The organism is Methylomarinovum tepidoasis (assembly GCF_030294985.1).
Classification (GTDB): domain Bacteria; phylum Pseudomonadota; class Gammaproteobacteria; order Methylococcales; family Methylothermaceae; genus Methylohalobius; species Methylohalobius tepidoasis.
Genome location: NZ_AP024718.1, coordinates 371,436 through 395,841 on the forward strand (window position 1 = coordinate 371,436; position 24,406 = coordinate 395,841).

Here is a 24,406-nt window from a genome sequence, read left to right on the forward strand (position 1 = left end):
TCTCCACCTCCTCAGGCAGCCGGTTCCAGGTTAGCATACGCCAGCATCAGCCACTTGACGCCTGCGCCGTCGAAGTTCACCTGCACCCGGGCGTTTTTGCCTTCCCCCTCGCACTGCAGCACCGTGCCTTCACCGAAGGCTGCGTGGACCACCCGCTGCCCCAGCCGCAGACCGCTCGCTTCGGCGGCTGCCGGAGTGACGGCCGCAGGACGGGTGATGCGGGCGGTTTCGCGGATCTGCTCCAGGTGTGCGGCGGGGATCTCGCGCAGGAAGCGGGATTCGCGCGGATAGGTCTCCCGGCCGTAGAGGCGGCGGCATTCGGCGTGGGTCAGGTACAGCTTTTCCATCGCCCGGGTCATGCCGACGTAACACAGGCGGCGCTCCTCCTCCAGGCGGCCGGCGTCCTCGAGCGACTGCAGGGAGGGAAACAGCCCCTCCTCCATCCCCACCATGAACACCAGGGGGAATTCCAGCCCCTTGGCCGCGTGCAGGGTCATGAGCTGCACGCTGTCCTCGTTCTCACCGGCCTGGGTTTCACCGGCTTCGAGGGCGGCGTTGGCGAGAAACGCCTCCAGGGGCGACAGGTCCTCGTCCTCGTGGCCGAGGGCGAACTGGCGGGCGGCGTTGACCAGTTCCTTGAGGTTCTCCACCCGCACCTCGCCCTGATCGCCCTTTTCCCTGGCGTAGTGGGCCAGCAGCCCCGTTCCCTCCACCACCTGCCTGACCTGATCCGGCAGGGACAGAGCGGCGGTGGCTGCGTCGAGGGCATCGACCAGCTGCAGGAATTTCCCCAGGGCGTTGCGGGCCCGGGCCGGCAGGTCATGGGAGCGGCACAGGGATTCGGCGGCCCGCCACAGGGAGAGGCCCTGGGCGCGGGCGTGTTCGCGCACCGCATCGAGGGTGCGGGGGCCGATGCCGCGGGTGGGCAGGTTCACCACTCGTTCGAAGGAGGGATCGTCGTCGCGGCTGGCGAGCAGGCGCAGATAGGCCAGGGCGCTCTTGATCTCGGCGCGCTCGAAGAAGCGCAGGCCGCCATAGACCCGGTAGGGGATGCCGGCGGCGAGCAGTTGTTCCTCGAACAGGCGCGACTGGGCGTTGGAACGGTAGAGGATCGCCGCCTCGCTGCCGCGGCGGCCGGATTCCAGCCACTGCTGGATGCGGCCGACGACGAAACGGGCCTCGTCGAGGTCGTTGAAGGCGGCATAGACCGAAATCGGCTCGCCCCTGGCGCCGGCGGTCCACAGCTTCTTGCCCAGGCGACCGGCATTATGGGCGATGAGGGCGTTGGCGGCATCGAGAATATGGCCGGTGGAACGGTAGTTCTGCTCCAGCCGCACCAGGCGGTGACCGGGGCAGTCGGCCTGGAAGCGGCGGATGTTCTCGACCCGGGCCCCGCGCCAGCCGTAGATGGACTGGTCGTCGTCGCCGACCACGAACAGGTTGTCGCGCGTCTCGGTCAGCAGGCGCAGCCAGGCGTACTGGATGGTGTTGGTGTCCTGGAATTCGTCCACCAGCACGTGGCCGAAGCGACGGCGGTAGTGTTCCAGCAGCGACGGGCGGTCGCGCAGCAGCTCGTGGGCCCGCAGCAGCAGCTCGCCGAAGTCCACCAGACCGGCGCGCCGGCACTGGCGCTCGTATTCCTGGTAGATGTCGAGCATCTGGCGCTCGAACAGGTCGCCGGCGACGATGTGCTCGGGGCGGCGGCCTTCGTCCTTCTGGGCGTTGATGTACCACTGGATCTGCCGCGGCGGCCAGCGGCCCTCGTCCAGCTTCATTTCCCGCAGGATGCGGCGGATCAGGCGGTACTGGTCGTCGCTGTCGAGCACCTGGAAGCCGTCGGGCAGGCCGGCCTCGGCGGCGTGGCGGCGCAGCAGGCGGTGGGCGAGGCCGTGGAAGGTGCCCAGCCACATGCCGCGGGTGTCGATGCCCAGCAGGTCCTCCACCCGGCCGCGCATCTCCCGCGCCGCCTTGTTGGTGAAGGTGACCGCCATCAAGGCGTGGGGGCGCATGCCCTCCACCTGCATCAGCCAGGCCAGACGGTGGACCAGCACCCGGGTCTTGCCGCTGCCGGCGCCGGCCAGCACCAACACCGGCTGCAGGGGGGCGGAGACGGCTTCGCGCTGGGCGTCGTTGAGGGGATCGAGGATTGCGGTGATGTCCATGGCACCTTATTTTACCGGATCGGTCCCCCACCATTTGCGATATACTAGCGGGCAGTTTCACAACCGCTTGTGGAGGCACCGCTATGGAATTCGATTTCAAGCGCATGTTCCAGTACGAACGCAACGTCGGCGACCGGGACCGCCAGATCCGCTACGGCGTCGGCGCCCTGTCCATCCTGATCTCGCTGTTTCTGGGCAGCATCCCGCTGCTGCTGCTGGGCATCGGCCTGCTGGCATCCGGCTTCACCCGCTTCTGCCCGATCTACGCCGCGATGGGCAAGAGCACCCTGCCGCCGTGCTGCGCCGGCAAGATGAAAGAGGAAGAGTCCCACGGCTGCTGCGGCGGCGAGGAAAAGAAAGCCGAAGCCGGTCAGCACGGCTGCTGCGGCGGCGAAGGCCACGGACACGCCCACTGACCCCATCCTCCGCGCAGGGACGCGCGCCTTCCTCATTCCCCGCCTCGACTATACTTGTTCCCGACAAACTGGGAACGAGGTCATACTTCCATGCGCATCGGCGACATCATGGCCCGCCCCGTCAAGGCGGTGGACATGGACGCAAGCCTGCGTCTGATCAAGGGCATCCTGGAAAATTCCGGCTTTCATCATCTGCCGGTGGTGGAGGGCAAGCGCCTGGTCGGCCTCATCACCGACCGGGACGTCTCCCACATGATCAGCCCCTACGTCGGCACCCCGTCGGAAACCGAACGCGACCGGGAAACCCTGAAAAAGCGCGCCCACCAGATCATGCGCCGCGATCCGCCCTGCGTGCGCCCGGAAACCTACATCGACGCCGCCATCGCCCTGCTGCTGGAATACAAGCTCACCGCCCTGCCGGTGGTCAACCGCCACCGGGTGCTCAAGGGCATCGTCACCTGGCGCGATCTGCTGCGCCACCAGTTAGATCAGTCGCGGCGCCGATAGTCCCCCTCGATCACCGTCGGCCCCCGGCCACCCGCGCCCTGCCCGGAGGGCGGGCGCTGAATCAGCCAGCGCTTGAGCACGTATTGGGCGATGCGCCGCCGGGTCGTCGGCAGCAGGCACAGAAAACCCAGAAAGTCGGTGAAAAAACCCGGCGTCAGCAGCAGCGCCCCGCCCACCAACAGAATCGGGCCCTCGACGATCTCCAGAGCCGGAATCTTGCCCTGGGCCAGGGACTGCTGCAGCCGGAACCAGGTATGGAAGCCCTCGATGCGCAGCAACCAAGCCCCCAGCACGGCGGTAAACACCACCATGGCGATGGTGGGAATGGGGCCGATGATACCGCCGATCACCAGCAGCAGATAGATCTCGATCAGCGGGACGATGAGAAAGACGAGGAAAAGCAGGCGGAAGGGATTCATGATTTTAAGTATGATGATGCGGTTGTCGTTCGATCCATTATGACATTTTCCCCATGCCCACACACTACCGCATCGTTCTGTGCACCTGCCCCGATCCGGACACCGCCACCGGGCTGGCCCGCCGGCTCGTGGAAGAACGGCTGGCCGCCTGCGTCAACGTCGTCCCCGGGCTGACCTCGGTCTACGCCTGGCAGGGCAGGATCGAAACCGACCGCGAAGTCCTGCTGCTGGCCAAGACCCGCGCCGACCACTTCGAGGCCCTGGCCGACTGTCTCCGCCGCCATCATCCTTATGAACTTCCGGAAATCGTCGCGGTCCCCATCGAACAGGGCGATTCCCCTTATCTGCAATGGATCGATTCATGGCTCGACGCTTCCTGATTCTGCTGCTGTTTCTGGCGCCGCCGCTGCTACAGGCGGCCAACCCGCTGGAAAAGTTGGGCTTAAGTCTGTTCCAGGACGCGCTGCTGCCGGCGGACGAAGCCTTCCGCCTGCAGGCCGAGGTGCACGACCCGGATACCGTCGTCCTGCGCTGGCAGATCGCCGACGGCTACTATCTCTACCGCGACCGGCTTCGCGCCGAGTCGCAGACCCCGGCGGTCGCCCTCGGCCCGCTGCGGCTGCCGCCCGGCCTCCCCAAGACCGATCCTGAATTCGGCAGCGTGGAAATCTATCACGGCCAGGTGGCAGGCATCCTGCCGCTGCGGCAACGCCCGCCGGACGGCACCGCGTTGACGCTCAAAGTCCACTATCAAGGCTGCGCCGAAAAGGGCATCTGCTACCCGCCCATCGTCAAGACCGTGCGTCTGACCCTGCCGCCGCTGCCCCAGACCGCACCGGCCACCACCACCCCCGATACGGCCGCCCCGCTGGCGGAGCAGGACCGCATCGCCCGCGCCATCGGCAACCAGAGCTTCTGGCTGACCCTGGCGAGCTTCCTCGGCTTCGGCATCCTGCTGGCGTTCACCCCCTGCTGCTTTCCGATGCTGCCGATCCTGTCGGGCATCATCGTCGGCCACGGCCACCGCATCACCACCGCGCGGGCGTTCCTCCTGTCGCTGACCTACGTGCTGGCCTCGGCCCTGACCTACACCGCCTTCGGGGTGCTGGCGGGCCTGTTCGGCGCCAATCTGCAGGCGGCCTTCCAGCATCCCTGGGTCATCGCCGCCTTCGCCGCCCTGTTCGTGGCCCTGGCCCTATCCATGTTCGGCCTCTACGAACTGCAGATGCCCGCCAGCTGGCAGACCCGCCTCAGCCGCCTCCAGGGTCACGGCGGCAGCCTGGTCAACGCGGCGGTGATGGGGGTGCTGTCGGCCCTGATCGTCGGCCCCTGCGTCGCCGCCCCTTTGGCCGGGGCGCTGATCTACATCGGCCAAACCGGCGACGCCCTGCTGGGCGGCGCGGCCTTGTTCGCCATGGGGCTGGGCATGGGGTTGCCCCTGCTGGCGGTCGGCACCTCGGCCGGCCGCCTGCTGCCCAAAGCGGGGCTGTGGATGAACACGGTCAAGGCGGTGTTCGGGGTGGTGATGCTGGGGGTGGCGATCTGGATGCTGGAGCGCATCCTGCCGCCGGCGCTCACCCTGCTGCTGTGGGCGCTGTGGCTGATCGTGCCGGCCATTTACCTGGGCGCCGCCACACCGCTGCCGGAGACGGCTTCCCACAGCCGCCGGTTGGGAAAGGCCCTGGGCGTGGTGATGCTGACCTACGGCATCCTGCTGCTGGTGGGGCTGGCCGCCGGCAGCCGCGACGTCTTCCAACCCCTCAAGGGGCTGACGGTCCAGGCCGGGATGCCGGCGGCCGCCCCCCTGCAGCCGCAGACCGTCGCCTCGCCCGCCGAACTCGACCGCGCCCTGACCCAAGCCCGGGGCCACTGGACGATGCTCGATTTCTATGCCGACTGGTGCATCTCCTGCAAGGAGCTGGAGCACCAGACTTTCACCGATCCCGGCGTCCGCCGGGCCCTCGCCCCCCTGAAGCTGCTCAAGGCCGACGTCACCGCCGACAGCGAAGCCCAGCGGCGCCTGCTGCGGCGGTTCGACCTCGTCGGCCCGCCGGCGTTGATCTTTTTCGATCCCCAGGGGCGCGAATGCCGCGCGGCGCGGCTGGTCGGCTACGTCGATGCGGAGGCCTTCCTGCGTCATCTGCAGAGTCTGCCCCGGCGCTGCCCCGCCTGAGGGAGCAGGATTTCTTAAATTTATCCCAGCCGAGGCGGGAGGCAGGTGGTCTGATTCGAAAGCCTCGCCGGCAGGGAGGCCGGCGTGGAGCCTACAGGGACGTATTGACGGCGTCTTTCGAAGCAGACCCCCTGCCTCCTCAGCCCTTACCCGAGCAACCGCCGTTCTGGACAAAATCCAGCCATTTCTGCACAATAACCCGGCTTTTTCCACCTTTTCCTCACACGATGGCGCGCATTTCCGTTCTCAACGGCCCCAATCTCAACCTCCTCGGCACCCGCGAACCAGAGGTTTACGGCACCACCACCCTGGCTGACATCGAACGGCGCCTGCGCGAACAGGCCCGGCGTCAGGGGCACGACCTGGACTTCCAGCAGAGCAACGCCGAACACGTTCTGGTGGAAACCATCCACGAGGCCTGGCGCCGTCAGGTCGCCTTCATCCTCATCAATCCGGGCGCCTTCACCCACACCAGCGTGGCCCTGCGCGACGCCTTTCTGGCGACCCGCATACCCTTCATCGAGGTGCACCTCTCCAACGTCCACGCCCGCGAACCGTTCCGGCATCACTCCTACCTGTCCGACATCGCCCAAGGCGTCATCTGCGGGCTGGGGGCCCTGGGATACGAACTTGCGTTGCAAGCCGCCATTCACCACATCCGCGAGACCTGAGGTTATGGACATTAGAAAAATTAAAAAACTGCTCGAACTGCTCGAAGACACCAGCATCGCCGAAATCGAGATCCACGAGGGGGAGGAGTCGGTCCGCATCACCCGCGTCAGCCAGACCCAGCAGACCGTGGTCCAGGTGCCGGCGCCCGAGATCCAGCCGCCCCCGCAGCCGGCCCAGCCGCCCACCCCGGCGGCAGAGGCCCCGGCCGCCGAAGCCGCCGGCGAGGAGGAACTGAAGGGCCACATCGTCCGCTCCCCCATGGTCGGCACCTTCTACCGTGCTCCCGCCCCCGGGGCCAAACCCTTCGTCGAGGTGGGCCAGCACGTCAACGTCGGCGACACCCTGTGCATCATCGAGGCGATGAAGATCCTCAACCAGATCGAGGCGGACAAATCCGGCGTCGTCACCAAGATCCTGGTGGAGGACGGCCAGCCGGTGGAGTACAACCAGCCGTTGTTCGTGATCGAATAAGACAGGGATGCCCAACATGCTCGACAAGATCGTCATCGCCAACCGGGGCGAGATCGCCCTGCGCATCCTGCGCGCCTGCCGCGAACTGGGGGTGCGCGCCGTCGCCGTCCACTCCGAGGCCGACCGCGACCTCAAGCACGTGCTCATGGCCGACGAGTCGGTGTGCATCGGCCCGCCGCCGTCCTCCGACAGCTATCTCAATATCCCCGCCATCATCAGCGCCGCCGAGGTCACCGATGCGGTCGCCATCCATCCCGGCTACGGCTTTCTCGCCGAAAACGCCGATTTCGCCGAACGGGTGATCCAGAGCGGCTTCATCTTCATCGGCCCGCGGCCGGAAACCATCCGCCTGATGGGGGACAAGATCTCCGCCAAGGAGGCCATGAAGCGGGCCGGGGTGCCCTGCGTGCCCGGCTCCGACGGCCCCCTGAGCGACGACCTGGACGAGAACCTGCGCCTGGCGCGGGAAATCGGCTTCCCGGTCATCGTCAAGGCGGCCGCCGGCGGCGGGGGACGCGGCATGCGGGTGGTGCACTCGGAGGCGGCGCTCGCCAACGCCATCACCATCACCCGCAGCGAGGCCCGCACCGCCTTCGGCAGCGATGAGCTCTACATGGAGAAATTCCTGGAGAAGCCACGCCACATCGAGATCCAGGTGCTGGCCGACAGCCACGGCAACGTCATCCACCTGGGGGAACGCGACTGCTCCATGCAGCGCCGCCACCAGAAGGTCATCGAGGAGGCCCCGGCCCCGGGCATCACCGAAGACCAGCGCCGCTTCATCGGCGAGCGCTGCGTCGAAGCCTGCCGGGAGATCGGCTACCTGGGGGCCGGCACTTTCGAGTTCCTGTACGAGGACGGGGAGTTCTACTTCATCGAGATGAACACCCGCATCCAGGTGGAACATCCGGTCACCGAGATGGTCACCGGGGTGGACCTGATCAAGGAACAATTGCGCATCGCGGCAGGCGAACCTTTGTCCTACGCCCAGGAAGACATCGTCATCCGCGGCCACGCGGTGGAATGCCGCGTCAACGCCGAGGATCCGGAAACCTTCATGCCATCCCCCGGCCCCATCGAGCAGCTGCACGTGCCCGGCGGCCCCGGCATCCGGGTGGACACCCACATCTACGCCGGCTACAAGGTGCCGCCCTATTACGACTCGATGATCGGCAAGTTCATCGCCCACGGCGAAACCCGCGACAGCGCCCTGGCGCGGATGCGCACGGCCCTGAGCGAAACCATCGTCACCGGCATCAAGACCAACGTCCCGCTGCTGGCGCGCATCGTCAGTGACAGCGGTTTCCGCGCCGGCGGCCAGACCATCCACTATCTGGAAGACCTGCTCGGCTTGCGGGAATGATGAGAATCCTCAGGCGGCGGGAGACGGTCTGCAGGGCGTACTCGGCCTGGACGGCCGAGTATCGAGCGTCCAGGGATGGATTCACAGCGTCCCCGCAGACCGTCTCCCGCCGCCTGCGACCCTGTGGTTGGATTAAACATACGGAACGGAACCACGATGGCCTGGCGTCAGCTCTCCTTCACCCTGCCACAAGCGCTGGCCGATGAGGTCAGTGACCGTCTGGACCTGCTCGGCGCCCAGGCGGTCACCTTCTCCGAGGGCGACGACGAGGAACTGTTCGAGCCGCTGCCGGGCGAAACCCCGCTATGGCAGCAGACCCGCGCCACCGCCCTGTTCGATCCGGACACCGACACCCACGCCATCGCCGACCGGCTCCAGGCCGAATTCCCCCAGCTCCAGGACTGGCTCCACGAAACCCTGGCCGACCAGCCCTGGGAACGGGCCTGGCTGGAACACTTCCAACCGCTGAATTTCGGCCGCCTGTGGGTCTGTCCCAGCGGCCAGACCCCATCCGATCCAGACGCCGTCTGCCTGACCCTCGACCCCGGCCTGGCCTTCGGCACCGGCACCCACCCCACCACAGCCCTGTGCCTGGAATGGCTCGCCGAGGCGCCGCTGGCCGGCAAAACCGTGATCGACTACGGTTGCGGCTCCGGCATCCTCGCCATCGCCGCCCTACTGCTGGGGGCCGAGCGGGCCGTCGCCTGCGACATCGATCCCCAGGCCCTGAGCGCCACCTGCGACAACGCCCTCAAGAACCGGGTCGCCGACCGCCTGCACTGCTGCGACCCCGACCGGATGCTCATGGAAGCGGCCGACATCGTCATCGCCAACATCCTCGCCGGCCCGCTGGTGGAACTCGCCCCCCGCCTGACGGCCCTGACCAAAAGCGGCGGCCGGCTGGTGCTCTCCGGCGTGCTCGAAAGCCAGCTGCCGGCGGTGAGGCAGGCTTACCGGGAACACTTCGACTTCGACATACCGGCGGTGCTGGAAGGCTGGGGACGGCTGCACGGTCTAAAATACTAACGTACTTCCACTGCACCCAGGGGGGACGGTCTATCGCATCGAGGCCCAGTGGCTACCTGCTGGAATTGCCGGAGCCGGGCCGCGCCCAGGAAACGACGGTGGAAATTGCGGAGGAAACCCCGATGAAGGAATCCCCCCTGCCCGAGGCCGAAGACGCCGCCCCCTCCGGCGGCGGCCACTGGTACTGGTTTGCTGCCGTGCTCGGCGTGCTGCTGCTGGTCCAGATCTTCCTGGCCGCGAAAGACCGGCTGGCGCAGATCCCGCAGCTGCGCCCCGTGCTGGAAACCCTCTGCCACGGCCTCGGCTGCCGGCTGCCGCCCTTCCGCAGCCTGAACGAAATCCAGGTGGTGGACCGTGCCCTCTATCCCGCCAGGGACCGGGCCGACGCGTACGATTTCCATCTGGTCATCGTCAACCAGACGCCCTACCCCCAGCCTTATCCGCTCCTGAAACTGACCCTGACCGCCCTGGACGGCACCCCCATCGCCGCCCGCATCTTCAAACCGGAGGAATACTTGAAGACCCGCAATCCACCCCTGATGCCTCCTTACCGGATGATCTTCGTCGAACTGCGACTGGCCGCCCCCAAACGGGAGGTGGGCGGCTTCCAATTCGAGCTTCTGTCATGACCCTGCCCAACCTGCGCCTCAAACGCTACGAAGACCACCGTCTGCACCAGAGCCATCTGTGGGTGTTCAGTACGAGGTGGACATCCGCGCCGCATGATGGCGGGATAGCGGGGTGAGTCCGAAGTGCGGTTACCTGGGCCGGAAGGCCCGGTAAAGACGGGATTACAGGCACAAAAAAGCCGGATTCAGAAAACCGGCGTTTCTGTGTTTTGGCGGAGAGGGAGGGATTCGAACCCTCGGTGCGCTTGCGCGCACACCTGATTTCGAGTCAGGCCCGTTCGGCCAGCTCCGGCACCTCTCCGAGAACTATGCTATTTTACACGACCGGGTCGAAATTTTCCTCTCAGTTCTCCACCAGGCTCAATGCCACGGCCTTCTCGGCCGCTTCCTCGCCGAGGGCACGGAGGACCTCGCCGTCGCGGCGGTAAAGATCAGGACGGAACTCGACCTGCCCTTCCGCATCGACGGCAGCGGTCAGATACAACAGATAGATGGGCATCGGCCGCTCCAGCACGATGGGCCGGGTTTCTCCCTGCGCCAGCAGAGCTTCGATCCGCTGCCGGTCCCAGCCGGGGCCGTTGGCGTGCAACAGCGCCTGCGCCAGTTCCAGGGCGTGGGCGACCCGGACGCAACCGTGGCTGAAAGCGCGGCGGGGTTTGTGGAACAGCGCCTGGCTGGGAGTGTCGTGCAGATAGACGTGGTAACGGTTGGGGAACATGAACTTGACCCGCCCCAGGGCGTTGTCCGGGCCGGGGCGCTGGCGCAGGATATAGGGAAAGTTCCGCGGTGTGATCGCGGTCCAGTCCACGGTCGCAGGATCCACCACCTGGCCGTCCGGGGTGAGCAGATCCATGTGGTGACGCTGGAGAAATCCGGCAGGATCCTGCACCAGCCTGGGCGCCAGCTCCCGGCGGGCGATGCTGCGGGGTACGGTCCAGGTGGGGTTGAACACCAAATACGTGATGCGGTCGTGAAAGATGGGGGTGGGGAAGCGGGGGCGGCCGACCTGCACCGCAGCCTGCCAGATCGTGCGGCCGCCTTCGATCCACCGCAATCGGAAAGCGGGCACCTCAACCCGCAGATAGGTCCGTGGCAGGGCGTAATGCAGCCAGCGCAGACGCTCCAGGTTCACCCGCAGTTGGGCGGCGCGCCGCCCGGCCGGCACGTTCAGAGCCTGGCGGGTGCGGCGTCCGACCACACCGTCCGCCTCGAGGAAATGCCGGGTCTGGAAGCGCCTGACCGCCGCTTCCAAAGCTTCATCGAAAAGGGAATCCTCTCCAGCGTCCCCCGGCGCCAGATCCCCGCTCACAATCAGCCGCCGGCGCAGGATCGCCACCCGCTCACCGCGCTCCCCGAGCCGCAGGGACTTTCCCGGCGGCAGCGCCGGCCAGCCTCCCTGGCGGGCGAGGCGGCGATAGCGGAGAAACGCTTCACGCAGCGCGGCATAACCGCCCGTCGGCAGCAATTCCTGCAGATAGGCGCTGATCTCCCCCTGCGCCAGCACGGCGGTCAAACGGGCCGGACTTAAGGGCAGGGACACCCGGGGCGCGAAGTTCCAGCCGGGAAACAACCGCCCGGGATCGGCCTTTCCCGTCGCCAGATGCAGCGCCAGGGTCAGAAAGGCGTCGGTCGCCAGCAGCTCGCGGTCCAGCGGCGCCAGTTTTCCTTGCGCCAGGCGGGTGCGGTGGTAGTCGTCGGGGTTCAGCCCCTCGTCCCCGGCCCGCTCGATCCATGCCCGCAAGGCCCGCAACATCTGCGGCCGGTCCCAGAACGGCCGGAAGCCGGCCTGCTCGTAGACCGCCGTCAGCAATTGCGGCTCGGTCACCCGCTCGCTGGCGACCTGGAGAATATGGTCACCGGCCACCAGCTCGAAACGCTGCTCGATGGTTGCCGGGGACAACCCGCCCAGGGCCGTACCGGCCAGCAGCCAGAGAAAGCAACCCCAAGCGCTTGCACTTCGAAACAAATCCGTCATACTCAGAAATGGAAATTTCGTCACACTTCCTCGACCTTCGATCCATGAAGCACAGCCTCCGTTCGCGACCGAACCCTTCCCGGCGCCGGTTTCTGACTGGCATGGCCGCCGGCGCCGTCACCCTTGCCGCCCTGCGCCCGGCCCGCGCCCGTAGCGCCAAACCCCGGGAACTGGCGTTCTTCCACCTGCACACGGAAGAACGCCTGCGGGTGGAATACCACGACGGCCATCGCTATCTGCCCGACGCCCTGGGGGAGATCAGCCACTTTCTGCGCGATTTCCGCACCGGCGAGGTCCACGCCATCGACCCGGGGGTGCTGGACATCCTTCACGCCCTGCAGCAGGGGACCGCCAGCGGCGACCGTCCCTTCCACATCATTTCCGCCTACCGCTCCCCGGCCACCAACGCCATGTTACGCAAACGCAGCAAGGGCGTCGCCAAACACAGCTATCACATGCAGGGCCGCGCCATCGACATCCGCCTGCCGGGGGTGGCGCTTCATCACCTCTACCGCGCTGCCCTGGCTTTGAAGCGCGGGGGCGTAGGGCTCTACACCCAGTCCAACTTCATCCATGTGGACACCGGCCGGGTGCGGACCTGGGGCGCTTGAGGGCCGCCAACGCTCACGACTCCGCCAACGGTTCCACTTCCAGCACCAGTCCCCGCACCCGGCGCACCTTCACCGCTGTGCCTCGGTCCAGGGGGCGGCGGGCCACCGCCGGCCACAGGGAACCGACCACATAGACCTCCCCGCGGCCGTGCTGCGGGATCGGAGTGCGCACCTCCCCCACTTCACCCACCAGTGCCTGCAAGCGCCGGTTGAGCAGGGGCCGACTGCTTTTGAGCGGGCGACGCCGCAGGCGCCACACCGCTACGGCGATGCTGGCCACGGAAAGGACGGCGAAGGCCCCGAGCTGGTACTGCCACACCGGAGTCAGCAGCGACACCAGCCCGGTCAACAGCGCCGCCACCCCGAACCAGAGGAAGAACTCCCCCGGAATCAGGATCTCCAACAGCACCAGCAGCAGCGCCAGGCTGGCCCAGAACCAGAAGTTCCACAGGGGCAGCTGCCAGCTCATCGGCGGCTACCGAAAGGGGGTGGTTCCGGTTCCTCCCGCTTCTCCTGGCCCAGCGCTTCCTTGGCCAGTTCGGCGACCCCGGCGATGGAACCGATGACCCCGGAGGCCTCCAGCGGCATCATGATCAGCTTCTGGTTATCGGCGACAGCGATGTCCTTGAGGGCCTCCACGTACTTCTGGGCCACGAAGTAGTTGATCGCCTGTACGTCACCCTTGGCGATGGCCTGGGACACCATCATGGTCGCCTTGGCCTCGGCCTGGGCCAAGCGCTCGCGGGCCTCGGCCTCGCGGAAGGCCGCTTCCTTCTCGCCCTCGGCCTGGAGAATGGCGGCCTGTTTTTCCCCTTCCGCCTTGAGGATTTCCGCCTGCCGCTGGCCCTCGGCCTCGAGAATCTGGGCCCGCTTCTCACGCTCGGCCTTCATCTGCCGGGCCATGGCGTCCACCAGGTCCTTGGGCGGGGTGATGTCCTTGATCTCGACGCGGGTGATCTTGACCCCCCAGTTCATGGTGGCGTCGTTGACCACGGTCAGCAGGCGCTCGTTGATGGCGTCGCGGTTGGACAGCAGCTCGTCCAGGTCCATCGCCCCCATCACGGTGCGGATGTTGGTCATGGCGAGATTGAGGATGGCCAGCTCCAGGTTGTTGACCTCGTAGGCGGAGCGAGCCGCGTCGAGCACCTGGTAGAACACCACACCGTCCACCTGGACCATGGCGTTGTCCTTGGTGATGACCTCCTGGCTGGGGATGTCGAGCACCTGCTCCATCATGTTGACCTTGCGTCCGACCCGTTCCACGAAGGGCACGATCAGATGCAAGCCGGGCGAAAGGGTGCGGGTGTACTGGCCGAAGCGTTCCAGGGTGTATTCCCAACCCTGGGGCACCAGCTTGACGCCGGCGAAGATGATGGCCGCCGCCACGAGCAGCAGCACGATGAAAAACGTGGACATGGGCACCTCCCGTCGGGACTGTCGGATTTGCAGGCCGGTTCGCCTGCTCCTCTCAAATATAGCCCGTTTCGGAAAGGCCAGGGACTTCAGTCGCTTTTGGAATCCTGGCGGTCGGTCTCGGCGAAGTGACGCAGCAGGAATTCCTCGTCCGCCGGCGACAGGTCGAAGCGGCGGGCCGCCTCCTGCACGGTCCTGGCCGAATGGTCCTGCTGCTCCGCCAGCCAGCGGACGGCTTTGCGCAGGTTCTCGCCCTCGGGCAGCAAACCGTTTGGCATCAGCCGAAGGTGTAATGCTTGCGAATCCGCTTGTGCACCTTCCAGACGCAGTCCAGTCCCTTGGGACAGGTGACCAGATCGCCGGGGCCGATCTTGACGGTCTGGTCGCCGGCCTCGATGGTCACCTCGCCCTCCAGCACCAGGAAGGTTTCCCGTTCGTTATAGTGCCAGGGGAATTCGGACGGTTCCTTCTCCCAGACGGGACACTGCTGCATGGCGGCGGTTTCCTGGGGAGAGGGTTTGCGGACTTCGATTTTCATAAGTTCACCTCCTCTTCGTGACATGGTTCTAGTAGCGCCGGGAGGACGTGTATGGGGATGTCAGCGGCCCGGATGGCCGCTGTCAAGCCCTCCAGGGATGGATTCACGGCGTTCCCCATACACGTCCTCCCGGCGTCTTCCTGGAACAGCGCTTCAATCGGGCGTGTAGGCTAGATTCGGCGCCAGCCATTTCTCCGCCTCTTCCAACGTCCAGCCCTTGCGGCGGGCGTAGTCTTCCACCTGGTCGCGGCCGATTCTGCCCACGTTGAAATAGACGGCCTGGGGATGGGAGAAATACCAGCCGCTCACCGCCGCCGTAGGCACCATGGCGAAGCTTTCGGTCAAGACGAGACCGGCGTTCTTTTCCGCCTGAATCAGATCGAACAGGGTGCGCTTTTCGGTATGGTCCGGGCAGGCCGGATAGCCCGGGGCCGGGCGGACGCCGCGGTATTTCTCCGCGATCAGGTCCTCGTTGGAAAGCTGCTCGTCCGGCGCGTAACCCCAGAACTCGCGCCGCACCCGCTCGTGCAGGTGCTCGGCGAAGGCCTCGGCCAGGCGGTCCGCCAGGGCCTTGAGGAGGATGGCGCGGTAGTCGTCGTGCTCGGCCTCGAAACGTTCGATGTGCCTGTCGATGCCGATGCCGGCGTTGACCGCGAACGCCCCGATCCAGTCCTGCACGCCGCTCGCCTCGGGAGCGATGAAGTCGGCAAGGCAGTAGTTGGGCTGACCGGCAGGCTTGCGGTGCTGCTGGCGCAGGTGGTGAAGCATCACCTCCCCAGCCCCGGTCTGGACGGCGATGTCGTCACCGCGGCTCTGGGCGGGAAACAGGCCGAACACCGCCCGCGCCTTGAGCCATTTTTCGGCGACGATCCGTTCCAGCATCCGCCGGGCGTCGGCCAGCAGCCTGCGGGCCTCGGCGCCGACGATCTCGTCGTCGAGGATCTTCGGATAGCTGCCGGCCAGCTCCCAGGCGTGGAAGAACGGGGTCCAGTCGATGTAGGGCACCAGCCGGTCCAGGGGATAGTCGTCGAGGACGTGGATGCCCGGCCGCTTCGGTGCCGGCGGCCGATAGCCGGTCCAGTCGTCCTGGAAACGGTTGCGCCGCGCCTCGAAGATGGGTAGCAGCTGGGTGCGGTCCTGCTTTTTGGCATGGCGCTCGCGCACCTGATCGTATTCCTGCTTGAGCCGGGCCAGGTAGGGCTCGCGCAGCTCGGCGCTGAGCAGGCTGCCGGCCACCCCCACGGCGCGGGAAGCGTCGGTGACGTACACCACCGGCCCCGAATAGTGGGGATCGATCTTGACCGCGGTGTGGACCCTGGAGGTGGTGGCGCCGCCGATCATCAGCGGGATGTCGAACCCCTGCCGCTCCATCTCCTTGGCCACATGAACCATCTCGTCCAGGGACGGGGTGATGAGACCGGACAGGCCGATGATGTCCACCTGCGCCTCTTTGGCCTTGTGGAGGATCTGGTCGGCGGGCACCATCACCCCCAGGTCCACCACCTCGAAGCCGTTGCATTGCAGCACCACGCCGACGATGTTCTTGCCGATGTCGTGGACATCGCCCTTGACCGTGGCCATGAGGATCTTGCCGGCGGTCTCCCCCTCCTTGCGCTCGGCCTCCAGATAGGGGAACAGATAGGCCACCGCCTTCTTCATCACCCGGGCGGATTTGACCACCTGGGGCAGGAACATCTTGCCGGCCCCGAAAAGATCCCCGACCACGTTCATCCCCGCCATCAGGGGCCCTTCGATCACCGCCAGGGGGCTACCGAGCTTGCGGTAGGCCTCCTCGGTGTCCTCGTCGATGTGGTCGGTGATGCCCTTGACCAGAGCGTGTTCGAGGCGCTTTTCCACCGGCCAGCTACGCCATTCGGCGTCCTCCTTGGCGGTCGCGGCGCCTTCGCCGCGGTATTTCTCCGCCATTTCCAGCAGGCGCTCGTCGGCGTCTGGGCGGCGGCACAGGATCACGTCCTCGATGGCCTCGCGCAGGTCCCGGGGCACTTCTTCATAAATGGCCAGCTGCCCGGCGTTGACGATGCCCATGTCGAGGCCGGCTTTGATGGCGTGGTAGAGGAACACCGCGTGAATGGCCTCGCGCACGTAGTCGTTGCCGCGGAAGGAGAAGGAGACGTTGGAGATGCCGCCGGAGGTCTTGGCGTGGGGCAGATCCCGCTTGATCGCCGCCACCGCCTCGATGAAGTCCAACCCGTAACGGCGGTGTTCGGGAATGCCGGTGGCAACGGCGAACACGTTGGGATCGAAGATGATGTCCTCGGGCGGAAAATCGAGCTTTTCCCGCAGCAGCCGGTAGGCGCGGGTGCAAATTTCTACCTTGCGTTCGAAGGTGTCGGCCTGGCCCTGCTCGTCGAAGGCCATCACCACCACCGCCGCCCCGTATTTCCGCGCCAGGCGGGCGTGTTCCAGGAAGGTTTCCTCGCCCTCCTTCAGGGAAATGGAGTTGATGACGCCCTTGCCCTGGATGCACTGCAGGCCGGCCTCGATCACGGCCCACTTGGAGGAGTCGATCATCACCGGCACCCGGGCGATGTCGGGTTCGGCGGCCACCAGATTGAGAAATTTGACCATCGCCGTCTTGGAGTCGAGCATGCCCTCGTCCATGTTGACGTCGATCATCTGGGCGCCGTTTTCCACCTGCTGCTTGGCCACCTCCAGGGCGGTGTCGTAGTCCTCGGCCTGAATCAGGCGGCGGAAACGGGCCGAACCTGTGACGTTGGTGCGCTCGCCGATGTTGACGAACAGGGAATCGGCATCGATGTTGAGTGGTTCCAACCCGGACAGCCGGGTGGCCACCTTAGGCTTGGGTACCTGCCGCGGTGACAGACCGGCCACCGCCTCGCCGATGGCGCGGATGTGGTCCGGGGTGGTGCCGCAACAGCCGCCGACGATGTTGAGAAAGCCAGCCTCGGCCCACTCGCGGATCTCTGCGGCCATGTCTTCCGGGGTCAGGTCGTAGCCGCCGAACTCGTTGGGAAGCCCCGCGTTGGGATGGGCGGAGACGAAGGCATCCACGTAGCCGGAGATCTCCTCCACGTACTGGCGCAGCTCGTCCGGCCCCAGGGCGCAGTTGAAGCCGAAGGACAGGGGCCGGGCGTGGCGCAGGGAATTCCAGAAGGCTTCTGCGGTCTGGCCCGACAGGGTGCGGCCGGAGGCGTCGGTGATGGTGCCGGAGATCATGATCGGCAGCTGGCTGCCGGTGCGCTCGAAATGGTCCAACACCGCGAACACCGCCGCCTTGGCGTTGAGGGTGTCGAACACGGTCTCGATCAGGATCAGATCGGCGCCGCCTTCGATCAGCCCCGCCAGGGCCTCGGCGTAGGCGTCCACCAGCTCCCTGAAGGTGACGTTGCGGAAGCCGGGATCGTTGACGTCGGGGGAGATGGAGGCGGTGCGGTTGGTGGGACCGAGCACCCCGGCGACGAAGCGGGGCTTGTCGTCGGTGGCAAATTCATCCGCCGCCTGCCGGGCCAGGCGCGCCGAGGCCAGGTTGATCTCCCGCGCCAGATTCTCCATCCCGTAGTCCGCCAGGCTGATGCGGTTGGCGTTGAAGGTGTTGGTTTCGATGATGTCGGCCCCGGCCTGGAGATAGCGGCGGTGGATCTCGCCGATGATCTCCGGGCGGGTCAAGGACAGAAGGTCGTTGTTGCCCTTCAGATCCGAAGGCCAGTCGGCGAAACGCGCGCCGCGGTAGTCGGCCTCGGTCAGGCCGTACCTCTGGATCATGGTGCCCATGGCGCCGTCGAGAAGCAGGATGCGGCGCTGCAGTTGCTGGCGGATGCGGGTGGAAACGGAATCGGTCATGGTCGATCGCGGTCTTGTATGGATGGAACCGGGGAACTTTACCACGGGTTTTCGGGAGGATTGCCTCAATTTTTACCGGCAGTTTTGCGATAATGACAACGGTTTGCACAACCAAAAGAACGATCCAGCCAGGAGAACTACCATGCACAAACCCATCAGTCTCGTCTTACTCGCCGCCCTTCTGGGCATCGCCAGCGTGAGCCAGGCGGTTACGATCCGCAAACAGGCCGCCGCCGCCGACAAGAGCGACCGCAATCCGGTCTGTCTTCAGGACGCCAAGCCCATCCTGGGCAAATGGACCCTGGTGGAAGTCGCCCCCCGGGCGACCGGTCAGCGCATCGCCGAGAACCGCACCTGGGATTTCCGTCCTGACGGCACCCTGGTGACTTCCGGCTACAACCGCCACTTCAAACGCAACGACACCCAGACCTTCCACTACGAGATCGAAAACTGCATGATCGTCAGCGATGTGCCCGGCCGTCCCGGCAAGAAGCTGCGTTACCGGGTCTACGACCTGCAGAACGACCGCATGGTTCTGCAGGGCGGTGTCGAAGGTTTCTACTTCTTCAAGCGTCAATAACCTTTTCCAGTCTGGGAGGCTACAACCATGTCCAACGAAACCGAAACGCTTCAGAGCAAGTACAAAAGCGATCTCATCATGTGGGCCGGGATCGGCGTGGTGAGCGTCATCTTCATCGTCATCTTCTCGGTCTTCACCACCACCTCGCCCATCGACCTGGCCAAGAAGATCCTCAGCGCCATCCTGATCATGTTCCTGCCCGGTTACGTGATCGTCAAACTGTATCTGGACGATCTCAAACTGAGCCGGAACCCGGCGGTGGACAAGTTCATCCTCTCCTTCGGCCTGTCGATGGTGACGGTGCAGTCGCTGTCGTTTCTGGTCAACTACTTCGCCGTCTATGGCGAAAACCTGGACCAGGAAGTGAGGATTCAGGTCGAGAACCTGATCCCACCGATGATCGTGACCCTGGTGATCGCCACTGCCGTGGGCCTGAAGTTCTTCTCGAACAAGATCGCCGCCCAGTGGGAGAAGCTCAACGGCTGGTTCCAAGCCAAAATGGGCGAGATGGGTTCAACCCTGCTGCTGGTACTCGCCACCGCCCTGGCCCTGGCCACGCTGCTGGGCATTCTGCGGTTGACCCTCTACATCGCCATGAAGGTCATGGGGATCCAACCCTACTGAGCTTTCCAAACTACTTTGGAACCAGAACAGGCGGGCCTGCAGGCCCGCCTTTTTCATTCTCCAGTACAGCCAGCCTACAATACTGGCGATTCGTGGATTTGATCCACATCAAAACGCCGACCGGCCAAGATCCTATAATTGGAGCCAGACGTGTTGCAGCCATCGTGACGGGGTGGATTTGAAGGCGGTCAGAGACTGTGGCCGCCTTTTCTGTACAAAAAAGGCGGATCTTGCGATCCGCCTTTTCGCTTCCGGATACCGGGGAGGCTCAGGCTTCCGGCTGCACCACCACTTTGACGGTGGCGGTAACGTCCGGATGGAGCCGCAGCTCCACCTCGTATTCGCCGGTCTGGCGCAGCGGCCCTTCCGGCAGCAGCACCTCCTGACGCGATACCGACACCCCGGCGGCGGTGATGGCCTCGGCCAGATTCTGGGTGCCGATGGAACCGTAGAGCTTGCCTTCCGGACCTGCCTTCTGGGTGATGACCACCTCCAACTCGGCCAGTTTTTCGGCCCGCTCCCGGGCCGCTTGCAACGCCTCGGCGGCCTTGCGTTCCAGTTCCGCCCGGCGCTGCTCGAACTCGGCAATGCGCTCGGGCGTGGCCCGTACGGCCTTGCCCTGGGGAATCAGGTAGTTGCGGGCATAGCCGGGCTTGACGTCAACCCGGTCGCCCAGATCGCCCAGATTGGCGATTTTTTCAAGCAGAATCACTTCCATGGGTCTTGTACCTCGAAGTCAATGAATTATTCAGCCGGCAAAAAACGGCTGCGCCAGTCGAACCAGGCATCGCTCAGGCCCACCAGCGCCAGCGGCAGGAAAACGTGGGGCACCAGCGCCATCAGAATGTAAAGGCCATAGAGCCAACCGCGCATGTTGCGGGCGGCGAGGATGGCGTGCAGGACGGCGACGCCGGCGAACACGTAGAGGACGAAAAGCACGATCCCTACGTTCACCAGCACCTCGTGCAGCTTGCCGTCGGCAAACGTCCCCAGCACCACCAGGGCGAGCGTGAACCAGGCCAGGGAGGGGCGCAAGCGCAACGTCAGAAATTCCCGGCGGAAACCACCGGGATTGTAGAGCAGCGCCTGCCACCAGCGTCCCCAGATCAAACTCAGGGCCAGACTGGAAACCATCCCGGCCGCCATGATGCCGGTCATGTAACGAGTCATGGTCACCAGCTGCGGCTGCCACAAAGCGGTGTCGACACCGGCCTGGCGCCAGACCGGCCCGAACACGGCCTGGAGGCGCTGATACCAGAAATCCGCCGGATCGCTCACAACGGCGTACACCAGAATCACCCCGGCCATGCCGATCACCGTCAGCAGGGCCAGCGTCAGCCCCAGGTCGCGGCTCAGGCGCAGAAACAGGGCCGTCCCCCACACCGGCAGCCACAGCAGCAGACCGTAGGCGGCGGGAAAGATGAAATTCCCCAACACGATGGCCCCTAAAAGCCCTGCGGCCAGACCTGCCGCCAGCAGGGTGTTGAGCCCTTCGCGCCAGCCCAGACGCAGGGTCACCAGCGCCACCACCGCCGCCGCCAGCAAGCTCAGGGGCGGAAACAGCAGCGACAGCATCAGGGCGGTCGCTGCCACCGCGATGGCCTGCATCCGGCCCTGCATGATGAAGCTGGCGAGAAAGCGCATCGACACTGCCGCAGGCTGGCTTACTTGTGGGCGTCACAATACGGCAGCAGCGCTAGATAGCGGGCCCTTTTGATGGCCTTGGCGAGCTGCCTTTGATACTTGGCGCTGGTACCGGTGATGCGGCTGGGGACGATCTTGCCGGTCTCGGTGATGTATTCCTTCAGGGTGTCGAGATCCTTGTAGTCGATCTCCTTGACTCCCTCCGCGGTGAAGCGGCAGTACTTACGGCGTCGGATGAAACGTGCCATGGTTTACCTCGTGTTCGATTCAGGATTCGCTGGGTTCGCCTGCGGGGGCTTTGGCCTCGGCCGGCTTCTCTTCGGCCGAAGACGGCGAAGATGCGGGCCGGCGCTCGGCCGCCTCGGCTTCCTTGGGTCTAGCCATCGGCGACGGTTCGGTGACCGCCTCGTCGCGCTGGATGATCAGCTCGCGCAGAATGGCGTCGTTGAAGCGGAAATGGCTCTGCAGCTCGGCGATGGTTTCCTGATCGCACTCGATGTTCATCAGGATGTAATGGGCCTTGTGCAGCTTTTGGATCGAATAGGCCAACTGACGCCGGCCCCAGTCTTCCAGCCGGTGGATCTTGCCGCCCTTGTCCTCGATCATGGCGCGGTAGCGCTCGAGCATGGCGGGCACCTGCGGACTCTGGTCCGGATGGACCAGGAACACGATTTCGTAGTGTCGCATAATGGCTCCTTACGGTTTGAACAGCTTTCTACCCGATGTAGTAAAGCAAGGAGCGAATGGGAACATTCGCCGTGATAAACGGTTAATTGTAGCCGCTTGAGGACAGGGAAACAATGGCCGGAAAGTCCCATCATCCATCTGCCGGAGGGGGCTGGGAAGGGGCTGCCGGAAACTGACAGACGCCAGGCACCTCAGCGCCGGCAGGCTCCCTGATAGAGGATTACAGGCTCGACGGCCTCGAAACGGCACGAAAACCCGTGAGGAATGAGATAGGACTGGCCGCAGCGCAACGAAATCCTCCCCCGGCTCCAGGTGATCTGGCATCGGCCTTCGAGCACGATGCCGAGGCGCAGGGCTCCCGAGGCGTCGAAAACGTCTCCGCCAGCCAGCTCGATACGGCTGAGGCGAAACTCGTCCACCGGGACTTCATAGACGGCCTCCATGCCGTGCGACACCGGCCGCAGGATTTCCGCCGGCCGCCCCTCGAACCTGACGATCTCCAGCAGCGCCGGCACGTCCACGTGCTTGGGGGTCAAACCGCCGCGCAGGACATTGTTGGAGTTGGCCATGATCTCCACCCCCACTCCCTGCAGGTAGGCGTGGAGTTCGCCGGCGGCCTGAAAGATCGCATCCCCCGGCCGCAGACGGAGAAAGTTGAGCAGGAAGATGGAAAACAGCCCCCGGTCGTGATGGCCCGCCTGGGAGTAAAGTTCATCGGCCCACAGGAACCAGAATTCCCGCTGTTCTTTCGACCACGGGCCTTCCCGCTGCAGCCGCTGCAGCACCGGCCCGAGCAGGGCGTCCACTTCGGCCTGGGGCAAGGTCATCAGCGTCTCGTAGAAGCGCCTCAGGCCGCATTCCCGCAGCCGCCGCAGCAATCCCGCCCATTCGGGAATGCGCGCCAGTTCCGCCTCGATCTCCGCCTCGGGGCGAAAGCCCTTGAGGGCATAGAAGGGCGTCAGGGCGCTCAGAAGTTCCGGCTTGTGGTTGCGGTCGCGGTAATTGCGCCGGGGCGAATCCAGCGGGACGCCCTGCGCCTCCTCCCGCGCGTAGCCGGCCTCCGCCTGCCGCCTGTCGGGATGCACCTGGATCGACAACGGCCGGGCCGCCGCCAGGATCTTGAGCAGAAACGGCAGCTGGCCATGATACTTGTCGGCCAGCTCCCCCAGCAATTGCGTCGGTGCGGCGGCCAGCAGCCGGTCCAGCGGCACCTTGACGCCATCGATCACCGCCTGGGCCGGCAGATCGGGATGGGCCCCGATCCACAGTTCGGCGAAGGGTTTGCGCTCGGGATTGGGGATTCCCAGCAGCCGGGGGATGTAGTCGGGATCCCCCCAGGCGTAGTGCTGCACCCCGCAGAACAGGGGCAACGGGGCCGGATCACGGCGGAAAGCGGTGATCGCCCGCTCGATTCGGTCCTGCATCATGGCGCTCCAGCTTTGGTATAGGAGGCCCCGGCCGGGGCCTCCGTATGCCCGTCAGTCCGCCTGCCGGCGCAGGAAGGCGGGAATGTCGAGGTAGTCGAGATCGTCCTCCTGGGCGGCCGGCGTGCCGCTCGGCACGTTGAGCTTGCGCACCCGTTCCGGCTGGCGCCGGATCACCGCCGGGCGGTCGAGCTCCTCGTAGTCCACCTCGCCATCGGCCTTCTTTTCCACCAGCCGCACCGGCGGTTCGGCCGCGCTGCGACCGCCTTCCAAGCCGGTGGCCACCACGGTGACGCGGATCTCGTCCTGCAGCTCCGGATCGATGACGGTGCCGACGACCACCACCGCATCCTCGGAGGCGAACTCCTTGACCGTATTGCCGACGATGTCGAACTCGCCGATGGACAGGTCCAGACCGCCGGTGATGTTGACCAGGATGCCCTTGGCGCCCTGGAGGTTGATGTCCTCCAGCAGGGGGCTGGCGATGGCGCTTTCGGCCGCCTTGCGGGCCCGCTCCTCACCGCTGGCGCTGCCGGTGCCCATCATCGCCATGCCCATCTCCGACATCACGGTGCGCACGTCGGCGAAGTCCACGTTGATGAGGCCGGGACGGGTGATGAGCTCGGCGATCCCCTGCACCGCCCCCAGCAGCACGTCGTTAGCGGCGGCGAAGGCCTGCAACAGCGACGCCTGGCTGCCGAGCACCGGCAGCAGCTTCTCGTTGGGGATGGTTATGAGGGAATCGACGTAGCGGCTCAGTTCCTCGATGCCCTGCTCGGCGATGGCGCGGCGCTTGTTGCCCTCGAAGGGGAACGGCTTGGTCACCACGGCCACCGTCAGCACGCCCATGTCCTTGGCGATCTCAGCGAACACCGGCGCCGCACCGGTGCCGGTGCCGCCGCCCATGCCAGCGGTCAGGAACACCATGTCGGCCCCCTGGATGAGCTCCTGGATGCGGTCACGGTCGTCCATCGCCGCCTGCTTGCCCACTTCCGGGTTGGCCCCGGCGCCCAGCCCCTTGGTCAGTTCGGCGCCGATCTGCAGCACGTGCTTGGCCGCCGACTTGCGCAGGGCCTGGGCGTCGGTGTTGGCACAGATGAACTCGACCCCCTCGATGTTGCTGTTGACCATGTGGTCCACCGCATTGCTGCCACCGCCACCGATGCCGATCACCTTGATGACGGCGTTCTGCCCGTAATCGTCCACCATTTCAAATTTCATGGTATTGCTCCTCTCCTCTAGGCTTGTTT

The 24,406-nt window shown here is 65.6% G+C and carries 26 protein-coding genes and 1 tRNA gene; 12 read left to right on the forward strand and 15 right to left on the reverse strand.

All coding sequences use genetic code 11. The annotated features are described in order from the left end of the window. Positions 1 to 11: 11 nt before the first annotated feature. Positions 12 to 2,162 (reverse strand): DNA helicase II, encoded by a 2,151-nt coding sequence (uvrD, locus tag MIN45_RS01855; protein WP_286293013.1) that lies wholly within the window; start codon positions 2,160 to 2,162, stop codon positions 12 to 14. Positions 2,163 to 2,245: 83 nt separating this feature from the next. On the opposite strand from uvrD, the gene MIN45_RS01860 reads away from it, so the two are divergent. Beyond that, a complete protein-coding gene (locus MIN45_RS01860; RefSeq protein WP_286293014.1) occupies positions 2,246 to 2,578 on the forward strand; it encodes a YgaP family membrane protein in 333 nt (110 codons plus the stop codon). 90 nt (positions 2,579 to 2,668) lie between these two features. Continuing rightward, positions 2,669 to 3,085, forward strand: a complete 417-nt coding sequence (locus MIN45_RS01865; RefSeq protein WP_286293015.1) for a CBS domain-containing protein — start codon at positions 2,669 to 2,671, stop codon at positions 3,083 to 3,085. Here the strand turns inward: MIN45_RS01865 and MIN45_RS01870 are convergent. Next, positions 3,067 to 3,504: an FxsA family protein gene (locus tag MIN45_RS01870; protein WP_286293016.1), complete on the reverse strand. Its 438-nt coding sequence runs from the start codon at positions 3,502 to 3,504 to the stop codon at positions 3,067 to 3,069. The genes MIN45_RS01865 and MIN45_RS01870 overlap by 19 nt on opposite strands. A 53-nt stretch (positions 3,505 to 3,557) precedes the next feature. On the opposite strand from MIN45_RS01870, the gene cutA reads away from it, so the two are divergent. The 7 genes from cutA to MIN45_RS01905 all read left to right on the forward strand — a co-directional run bounded on the left by cutA (position 3,558) and on the right by MIN45_RS01905 (position 9,838). Then, the gene (gene cutA, locus MIN45_RS01875) at positions 3,558 to 3,884 is read left to right on the forward strand and encodes a divalent-cation tolerance protein CutA (protein ID WP_286293018.1); all 327 of its coding nucleotides are present in this window, start codon (positions 3,558 to 3,560) and stop codon (positions 3,882 to 3,884) included. Next, positions 3,866 to 5,677 carry a protein-disulfide reductase DsbD gene (dsbD, locus tag MIN45_RS01880; RefSeq protein ID WP_286293019.1) on the forward strand — a complete coding sequence of 604 codons (1,812 nt, stop codon included), beginning with the start codon at positions 3,866 to 3,868 and terminating at the stop codon, positions 5,675 to 5,677. Before cutA ends, dsbD begins: the two co-directional genes overlap by 19 nt. A gap of 227 nt (positions 5,678 to 5,904) precedes the next feature. Then, a complete protein-coding gene (gene aroQ / locus MIN45_RS01885; protein WP_286293021.1) occupies positions 5,905 to 6,348 on the forward strand; it encodes a type II 3-dehydroquinate dehydratase in 444 nt (147 codons plus the stop codon). 4 nt (positions 6,349 to 6,352) lie between these two features. Beyond that, complete coding sequence (gene accB / locus MIN45_RS01890; protein ID WP_286293023.1) at positions 6,353 to 6,820, forward strand: acetyl-CoA carboxylase biotin carboxyl carrier protein; 468 nt, start codon at positions 6,353 to 6,355, stop codon at positions 6,818 to 6,820. A gap of 16 nt (positions 6,821 to 6,836) precedes the next feature. Then, positions 6,837 to 8,183 (forward strand): acetyl-CoA carboxylase biotin carboxylase subunit, encoded by a 1,347-nt coding sequence (gene accC, locus MIN45_RS01895; protein WP_286293024.1) that lies wholly within the window; start codon positions 6,837 to 6,839, stop codon positions 8,181 to 8,183. 156 nt (positions 8,184 to 8,339) lie between these two features. Then, a complete protein-coding gene (prmA, locus tag MIN45_RS01900) occupies positions 8,340 to 9,209 on the forward strand; it encodes a 50S ribosomal protein L11 methyltransferase (protein ID WP_286293025.1) in 870 nt (289 codons plus the stop codon). A gap of 122 nt (positions 9,210 to 9,331) precedes the next feature. After that, entirely contained in the window at positions 9,332 to 9,838 is a 507-nt protein-coding gene (locus MIN45_RS01905; protein ID WP_286293028.1) for a DUF3426 domain-containing protein, read from the forward strand. A gap of 210 nt (positions 9,839 to 10,048) precedes the next feature. On the opposite strand, the gene MIN45_RS01910 is transcribed toward MIN45_RS01905, so the two are convergent. Together MIN45_RS01910 and MIN45_RS01915 are read right to left on the reverse strand one after the other, a co-directional pair. Beyond that, positions 10,049 to 10,139, reverse strand: a tRNA-Ser gene (locus MIN45_RS01910). A 42-nt stretch (positions 10,140 to 10,181) separates the two neighbouring features. Then, complete coding sequence (locus MIN45_RS01915; RefSeq protein WP_286293029.1) at positions 10,182 to 11,804, reverse strand: L,D-transpeptidase family protein; 1,623 nt, start codon at positions 11,802 to 11,804, stop codon at positions 10,182 to 10,184. A 53-nt stretch (positions 11,805 to 11,857) separates the two neighbouring features. On the opposite strand from MIN45_RS01915, the gene mepK reads away from it, so the two are divergent. Continuing rightward, on the forward strand, positions 11,858 to 12,424 hold the full coding sequence (gene mepK / locus MIN45_RS01920) for a peptidoglycan L,D-endopeptidase MepK (protein WP_479691241.1): 567 nt from the start codon (positions 11,858 to 11,860) through the stop codon (positions 12,422 to 12,424). 13 nt (positions 12,425 to 12,437) lie between these two features. Here mepK and MIN45_RS01925 read toward each other — a convergent pair whose 3' ends face one another. The 5 genes from MIN45_RS01925 to metH all read right to left on the reverse strand — a co-directional run bounded on the left by MIN45_RS01925 (position 12,438) and on the right by metH (position 18,197). Next, positions 12,438 to 12,893: an NfeD family protein gene (locus tag MIN45_RS01925; protein ID WP_286293031.1), complete on the reverse strand. Its 456-nt coding sequence runs from the start codon at positions 12,891 to 12,893 to the stop codon at positions 12,438 to 12,440. After that, on the reverse strand, positions 12,890 to 13,840 hold the full coding sequence (locus MIN45_RS01930; protein ID WP_286293033.1) for an SPFH domain-containing protein: 951 nt from the start codon (positions 13,838 to 13,840) through the stop codon (positions 12,890 to 12,892). The genes MIN45_RS01925 and MIN45_RS01930 overlap by 4 nt, the downstream gene beginning before the upstream one ends. An 86-nt stretch (positions 13,841 to 13,926) precedes the next feature. Continuing rightward, on the reverse strand, positions 13,927 to 14,115 hold the full coding sequence (locus tag MIN45_RS01935) for a hypothetical protein (protein WP_286293035.1): 189 nt from the start codon (positions 14,113 to 14,115) through the stop codon (positions 13,927 to 13,929). After that, positions 14,115 to 14,375 carry a cupin domain-containing protein gene (locus tag MIN45_RS01940; RefSeq protein ID WP_286293037.1) on the reverse strand — a complete coding sequence of 87 codons (261 nt, stop codon included), beginning with the start codon at positions 14,373 to 14,375 and terminating at the stop codon, positions 14,115 to 14,117. The genes MIN45_RS01935 and MIN45_RS01940 overlap by 1 nt, the downstream gene beginning before the upstream one ends. Before the next feature lie 153 nt (positions 14,376 to 14,528). Further along, complete coding sequence (metH, locus tag MIN45_RS01945) at positions 14,529 to 18,197, reverse strand: methionine synthase (RefSeq protein WP_286293040.1); 3,669 nt, start codon at positions 18,195 to 18,197, stop codon at positions 14,529 to 14,531. Between the two features lie 142 nt (positions 18,198 to 18,339). Here metH and MIN45_RS01950 point away from each other — a divergent pair, with 142 nt between their 5' ends. Then, positions 18,340 to 18,777, forward strand: coding sequence for a hypothetical protein (locus MIN45_RS01950; protein WP_286293042.1), 438 nt, complete (start codon positions 18,340 to 18,342; stop codon positions 18,775 to 18,777). Positions 18,778 to 18,804: 27 nt separating this feature from the next. Then, positions 18,805 to 19,401 (forward strand): hypothetical protein, encoded by a 597-nt coding sequence (locus tag MIN45_RS01955; RefSeq protein ID WP_286293045.1) that lies wholly within the window; start codon positions 18,805 to 18,807, stop codon positions 19,399 to 19,401. 268 nt (positions 19,402 to 19,669) lie between these two features. On the opposite strand, the gene rplI is transcribed toward MIN45_RS01955, so the two are convergent. The 6 genes from rplI to ftsZ all read right to left on the reverse strand — a co-directional run bounded on the left by rplI (position 19,670) and on the right by ftsZ (position 24,377). Continuing rightward, positions 19,670 to 20,119 (reverse strand): 50S ribosomal protein L9, encoded by a 450-nt coding sequence (gene rplI, locus MIN45_RS01960; RefSeq protein WP_286293046.1) that lies wholly within the window; start codon positions 20,117 to 20,119, stop codon positions 19,670 to 19,672. 26 nt (positions 20,120 to 20,145) lie between these two features. Next, positions 20,146 to 21,045, reverse strand: a complete 900-nt coding sequence (locus MIN45_RS01965; protein ID WP_286293047.1) for a DUF2232 domain-containing protein — start codon at positions 21,043 to 21,045, stop codon at positions 20,146 to 20,148. Between the two features lie 20 nt (positions 21,046 to 21,065). Continuing rightward, entirely contained in the window at positions 21,066 to 21,293 is a 228-nt protein-coding gene (gene rpsR, locus MIN45_RS01970) for a 30S ribosomal protein S18 (RefSeq protein WP_286293048.1), read from the reverse strand. 19 nt (positions 21,294 to 21,312) lie between these two features. Then, complete coding sequence (gene rpsF, locus MIN45_RS01975) at positions 21,313 to 21,732, reverse strand: 30S ribosomal protein S6 (protein ID WP_286293049.1); 420 nt, start codon at positions 21,730 to 21,732, stop codon at positions 21,313 to 21,315. 191 nt (positions 21,733 to 21,923) lie between these two features. Further along, the gene (manA, locus tag MIN45_RS01980) at positions 21,924 to 23,159 is read right to left on the reverse strand and encodes a mannose-6-phosphate isomerase, class I (RefSeq protein WP_286293051.1); all 1,236 of its coding nucleotides are present in this window, start codon (positions 23,157 to 23,159) and stop codon (positions 21,924 to 21,926) included. 51 nt (positions 23,160 to 23,210) lie between these two features. Then, positions 23,211 to 24,377 (reverse strand): cell division protein FtsZ, encoded by a 1,167-nt coding sequence (gene ftsZ / locus MIN45_RS01985; protein WP_286293054.1) that lies wholly within the window; start codon positions 24,375 to 24,377, stop codon positions 23,211 to 23,213. Between the last annotated feature and the right edge of the window lie 29 nt (positions 24,378 to 24,406).

Excerpts from the sequence above, each read along its gene's own strand:
- uvrD (WP_286293013.1), bottom strand. The coding sequence starts at position 2,162 with ATGGACATCACCGCAATCCTCGATCCCCTCAACGACGCCCAGCGCGAA.
- MIN45_RS01860 (WP_286293014.1), top strand. The coding sequence starts at position 2,246 with ATGGAATTCGATTTCAAGCGCATGTTCCAGTACGAACGCAACGTCGGC.
- MIN45_RS01865 (WP_286293015.1), top strand. The coding sequence starts at position 2,669 with ATGCGCATCGGCGACATCATGGCCCGCCCCGTCAAGGCGGTGGACATG.
- MIN45_RS01870 (WP_286293016.1), bottom strand. The coding sequence starts at position 3,504 with ATGAATCCCTTCCGCCTGCTTTTCCTCGTCTTTCTCATCGTCCCGCTG.
- cutA (WP_286293018.1), top strand. The coding sequence starts at position 3,558 with ATGCCCACACACTACCGCATCGTTCTGTGCACCTGCCCCGATCCGGAC.
- dsbD (WP_286293019.1), top strand. The coding sequence starts at position 3,866 with ATGGCTCGACGCTTCCTGATTCTGCTGCTGTTTCTGGCGCCGCCGCTG.
- aroQ (WP_286293021.1), top strand. The coding sequence starts at position 5,905 with ATGGCGCGCATTTCCGTTCTCAACGGCCCCAATCTCAACCTCCTCGGC.
- accB (WP_286293023.1), top strand. The coding sequence starts at position 6,353 with ATGGACATTAGAAAAATTAAAAAACTGCTCGAACTGCTCGAAGACACC.
- accC (WP_286293024.1), top strand. The coding sequence starts at position 6,837 with ATGCTCGACAAGATCGTCATCGCCAACCGGGGCGAGATCGCCCTGCGC.
- prmA (WP_286293025.1), top strand. The coding sequence starts at position 8,340 with ATGGCCTGGCGTCAGCTCTCCTTCACCCTGCCACAAGCGCTGGCCGAT.
- MIN45_RS01905 (WP_286293028.1), top strand. The coding sequence starts at position 9,332 with ATGAAGGAATCCCCCCTGCCCGAGGCCGAAGACGCCGCCCCCTCCGGC.
- mepK (WP_479691241.1), top strand. The coding sequence starts at position 11,858 with ATGAAGCACAGCCTCCGTTCGCGACCGAACCCTTCCCGGCGCCGGTTT.
- MIN45_RS01925 (WP_286293031.1), bottom strand. The coding sequence starts at position 12,893 with ATGAGCTGGCAGCTGCCCCTGTGGAACTTCTGGTTCTGGGCCAGCCTG.
- MIN45_RS01930 (WP_286293033.1), bottom strand. The coding sequence starts at position 13,840 with ATGTCCACGTTTTTCATCGTGCTGCTGCTCGTGGCGGCGGCCATCATC.
- MIN45_RS01935 (WP_286293035.1), bottom strand. The coding sequence starts at position 14,115 with ATGCCAAACGGTTTGCTGCCCGAGGGCGAGAACCTGCGCAAAGCCGTC.
- MIN45_RS01940 (WP_286293037.1), bottom strand. The coding sequence starts at position 14,375 with ATGAAAATCGAAGTCCGCAAACCCTCTCCCCAGGAAACCGCCGCCATG.
- metH (WP_286293040.1), bottom strand. The coding sequence starts at position 18,197 with ATGACCGATTCCGTTTCCACCCGCATCCGCCAGCAACTGCAGCGCCGC.
- MIN45_RS01950 (WP_286293042.1), top strand. The coding sequence starts at position 18,340 with ATGCACAAACCCATCAGTCTCGTCTTACTCGCCGCCCTTCTGGGCATC.
- MIN45_RS01955 (WP_286293045.1), top strand. The coding sequence starts at position 18,805 with ATGTCCAACGAAACCGAAACGCTTCAGAGCAAGTACAAAAGCGATCTC.
- rplI (WP_286293046.1), bottom strand. The coding sequence starts at position 20,119 with ATGGAAGTGATTCTGCTTGAAAAAATCGCCAATCTGGGCGATCTGGGC.
- MIN45_RS01965 (WP_286293047.1), bottom strand. The coding sequence starts at position 21,045 with ATGCGCTTTCTCGCCAGCTTCATCATGCAGGGCCGGATGCAGGCCATC.
- rpsR (WP_286293048.1), bottom strand. The coding sequence starts at position 21,293 with ATGGCACGTTTCATCCGACGCCGTAAGTACTGCCGCTTCACCGCGGAG.
- rpsF (WP_286293049.1), bottom strand. The coding sequence starts at position 21,732 with ATGCGACACTACGAAATCGTGTTCCTGGTCCATCCGGACCAGAGTCCG.
- manA (WP_286293051.1), bottom strand. The coding sequence starts at position 23,159 with ATGATGCAGGACCGAATCGAGCGGGCGATCACCGCTTTCCGCCGTGAT.
- ftsZ (WP_286293054.1), bottom strand. The coding sequence starts at position 24,377 with ATGAAATTTGAAATGGTGGACGATTACGGGCAGAACGCCGTCATCAAG.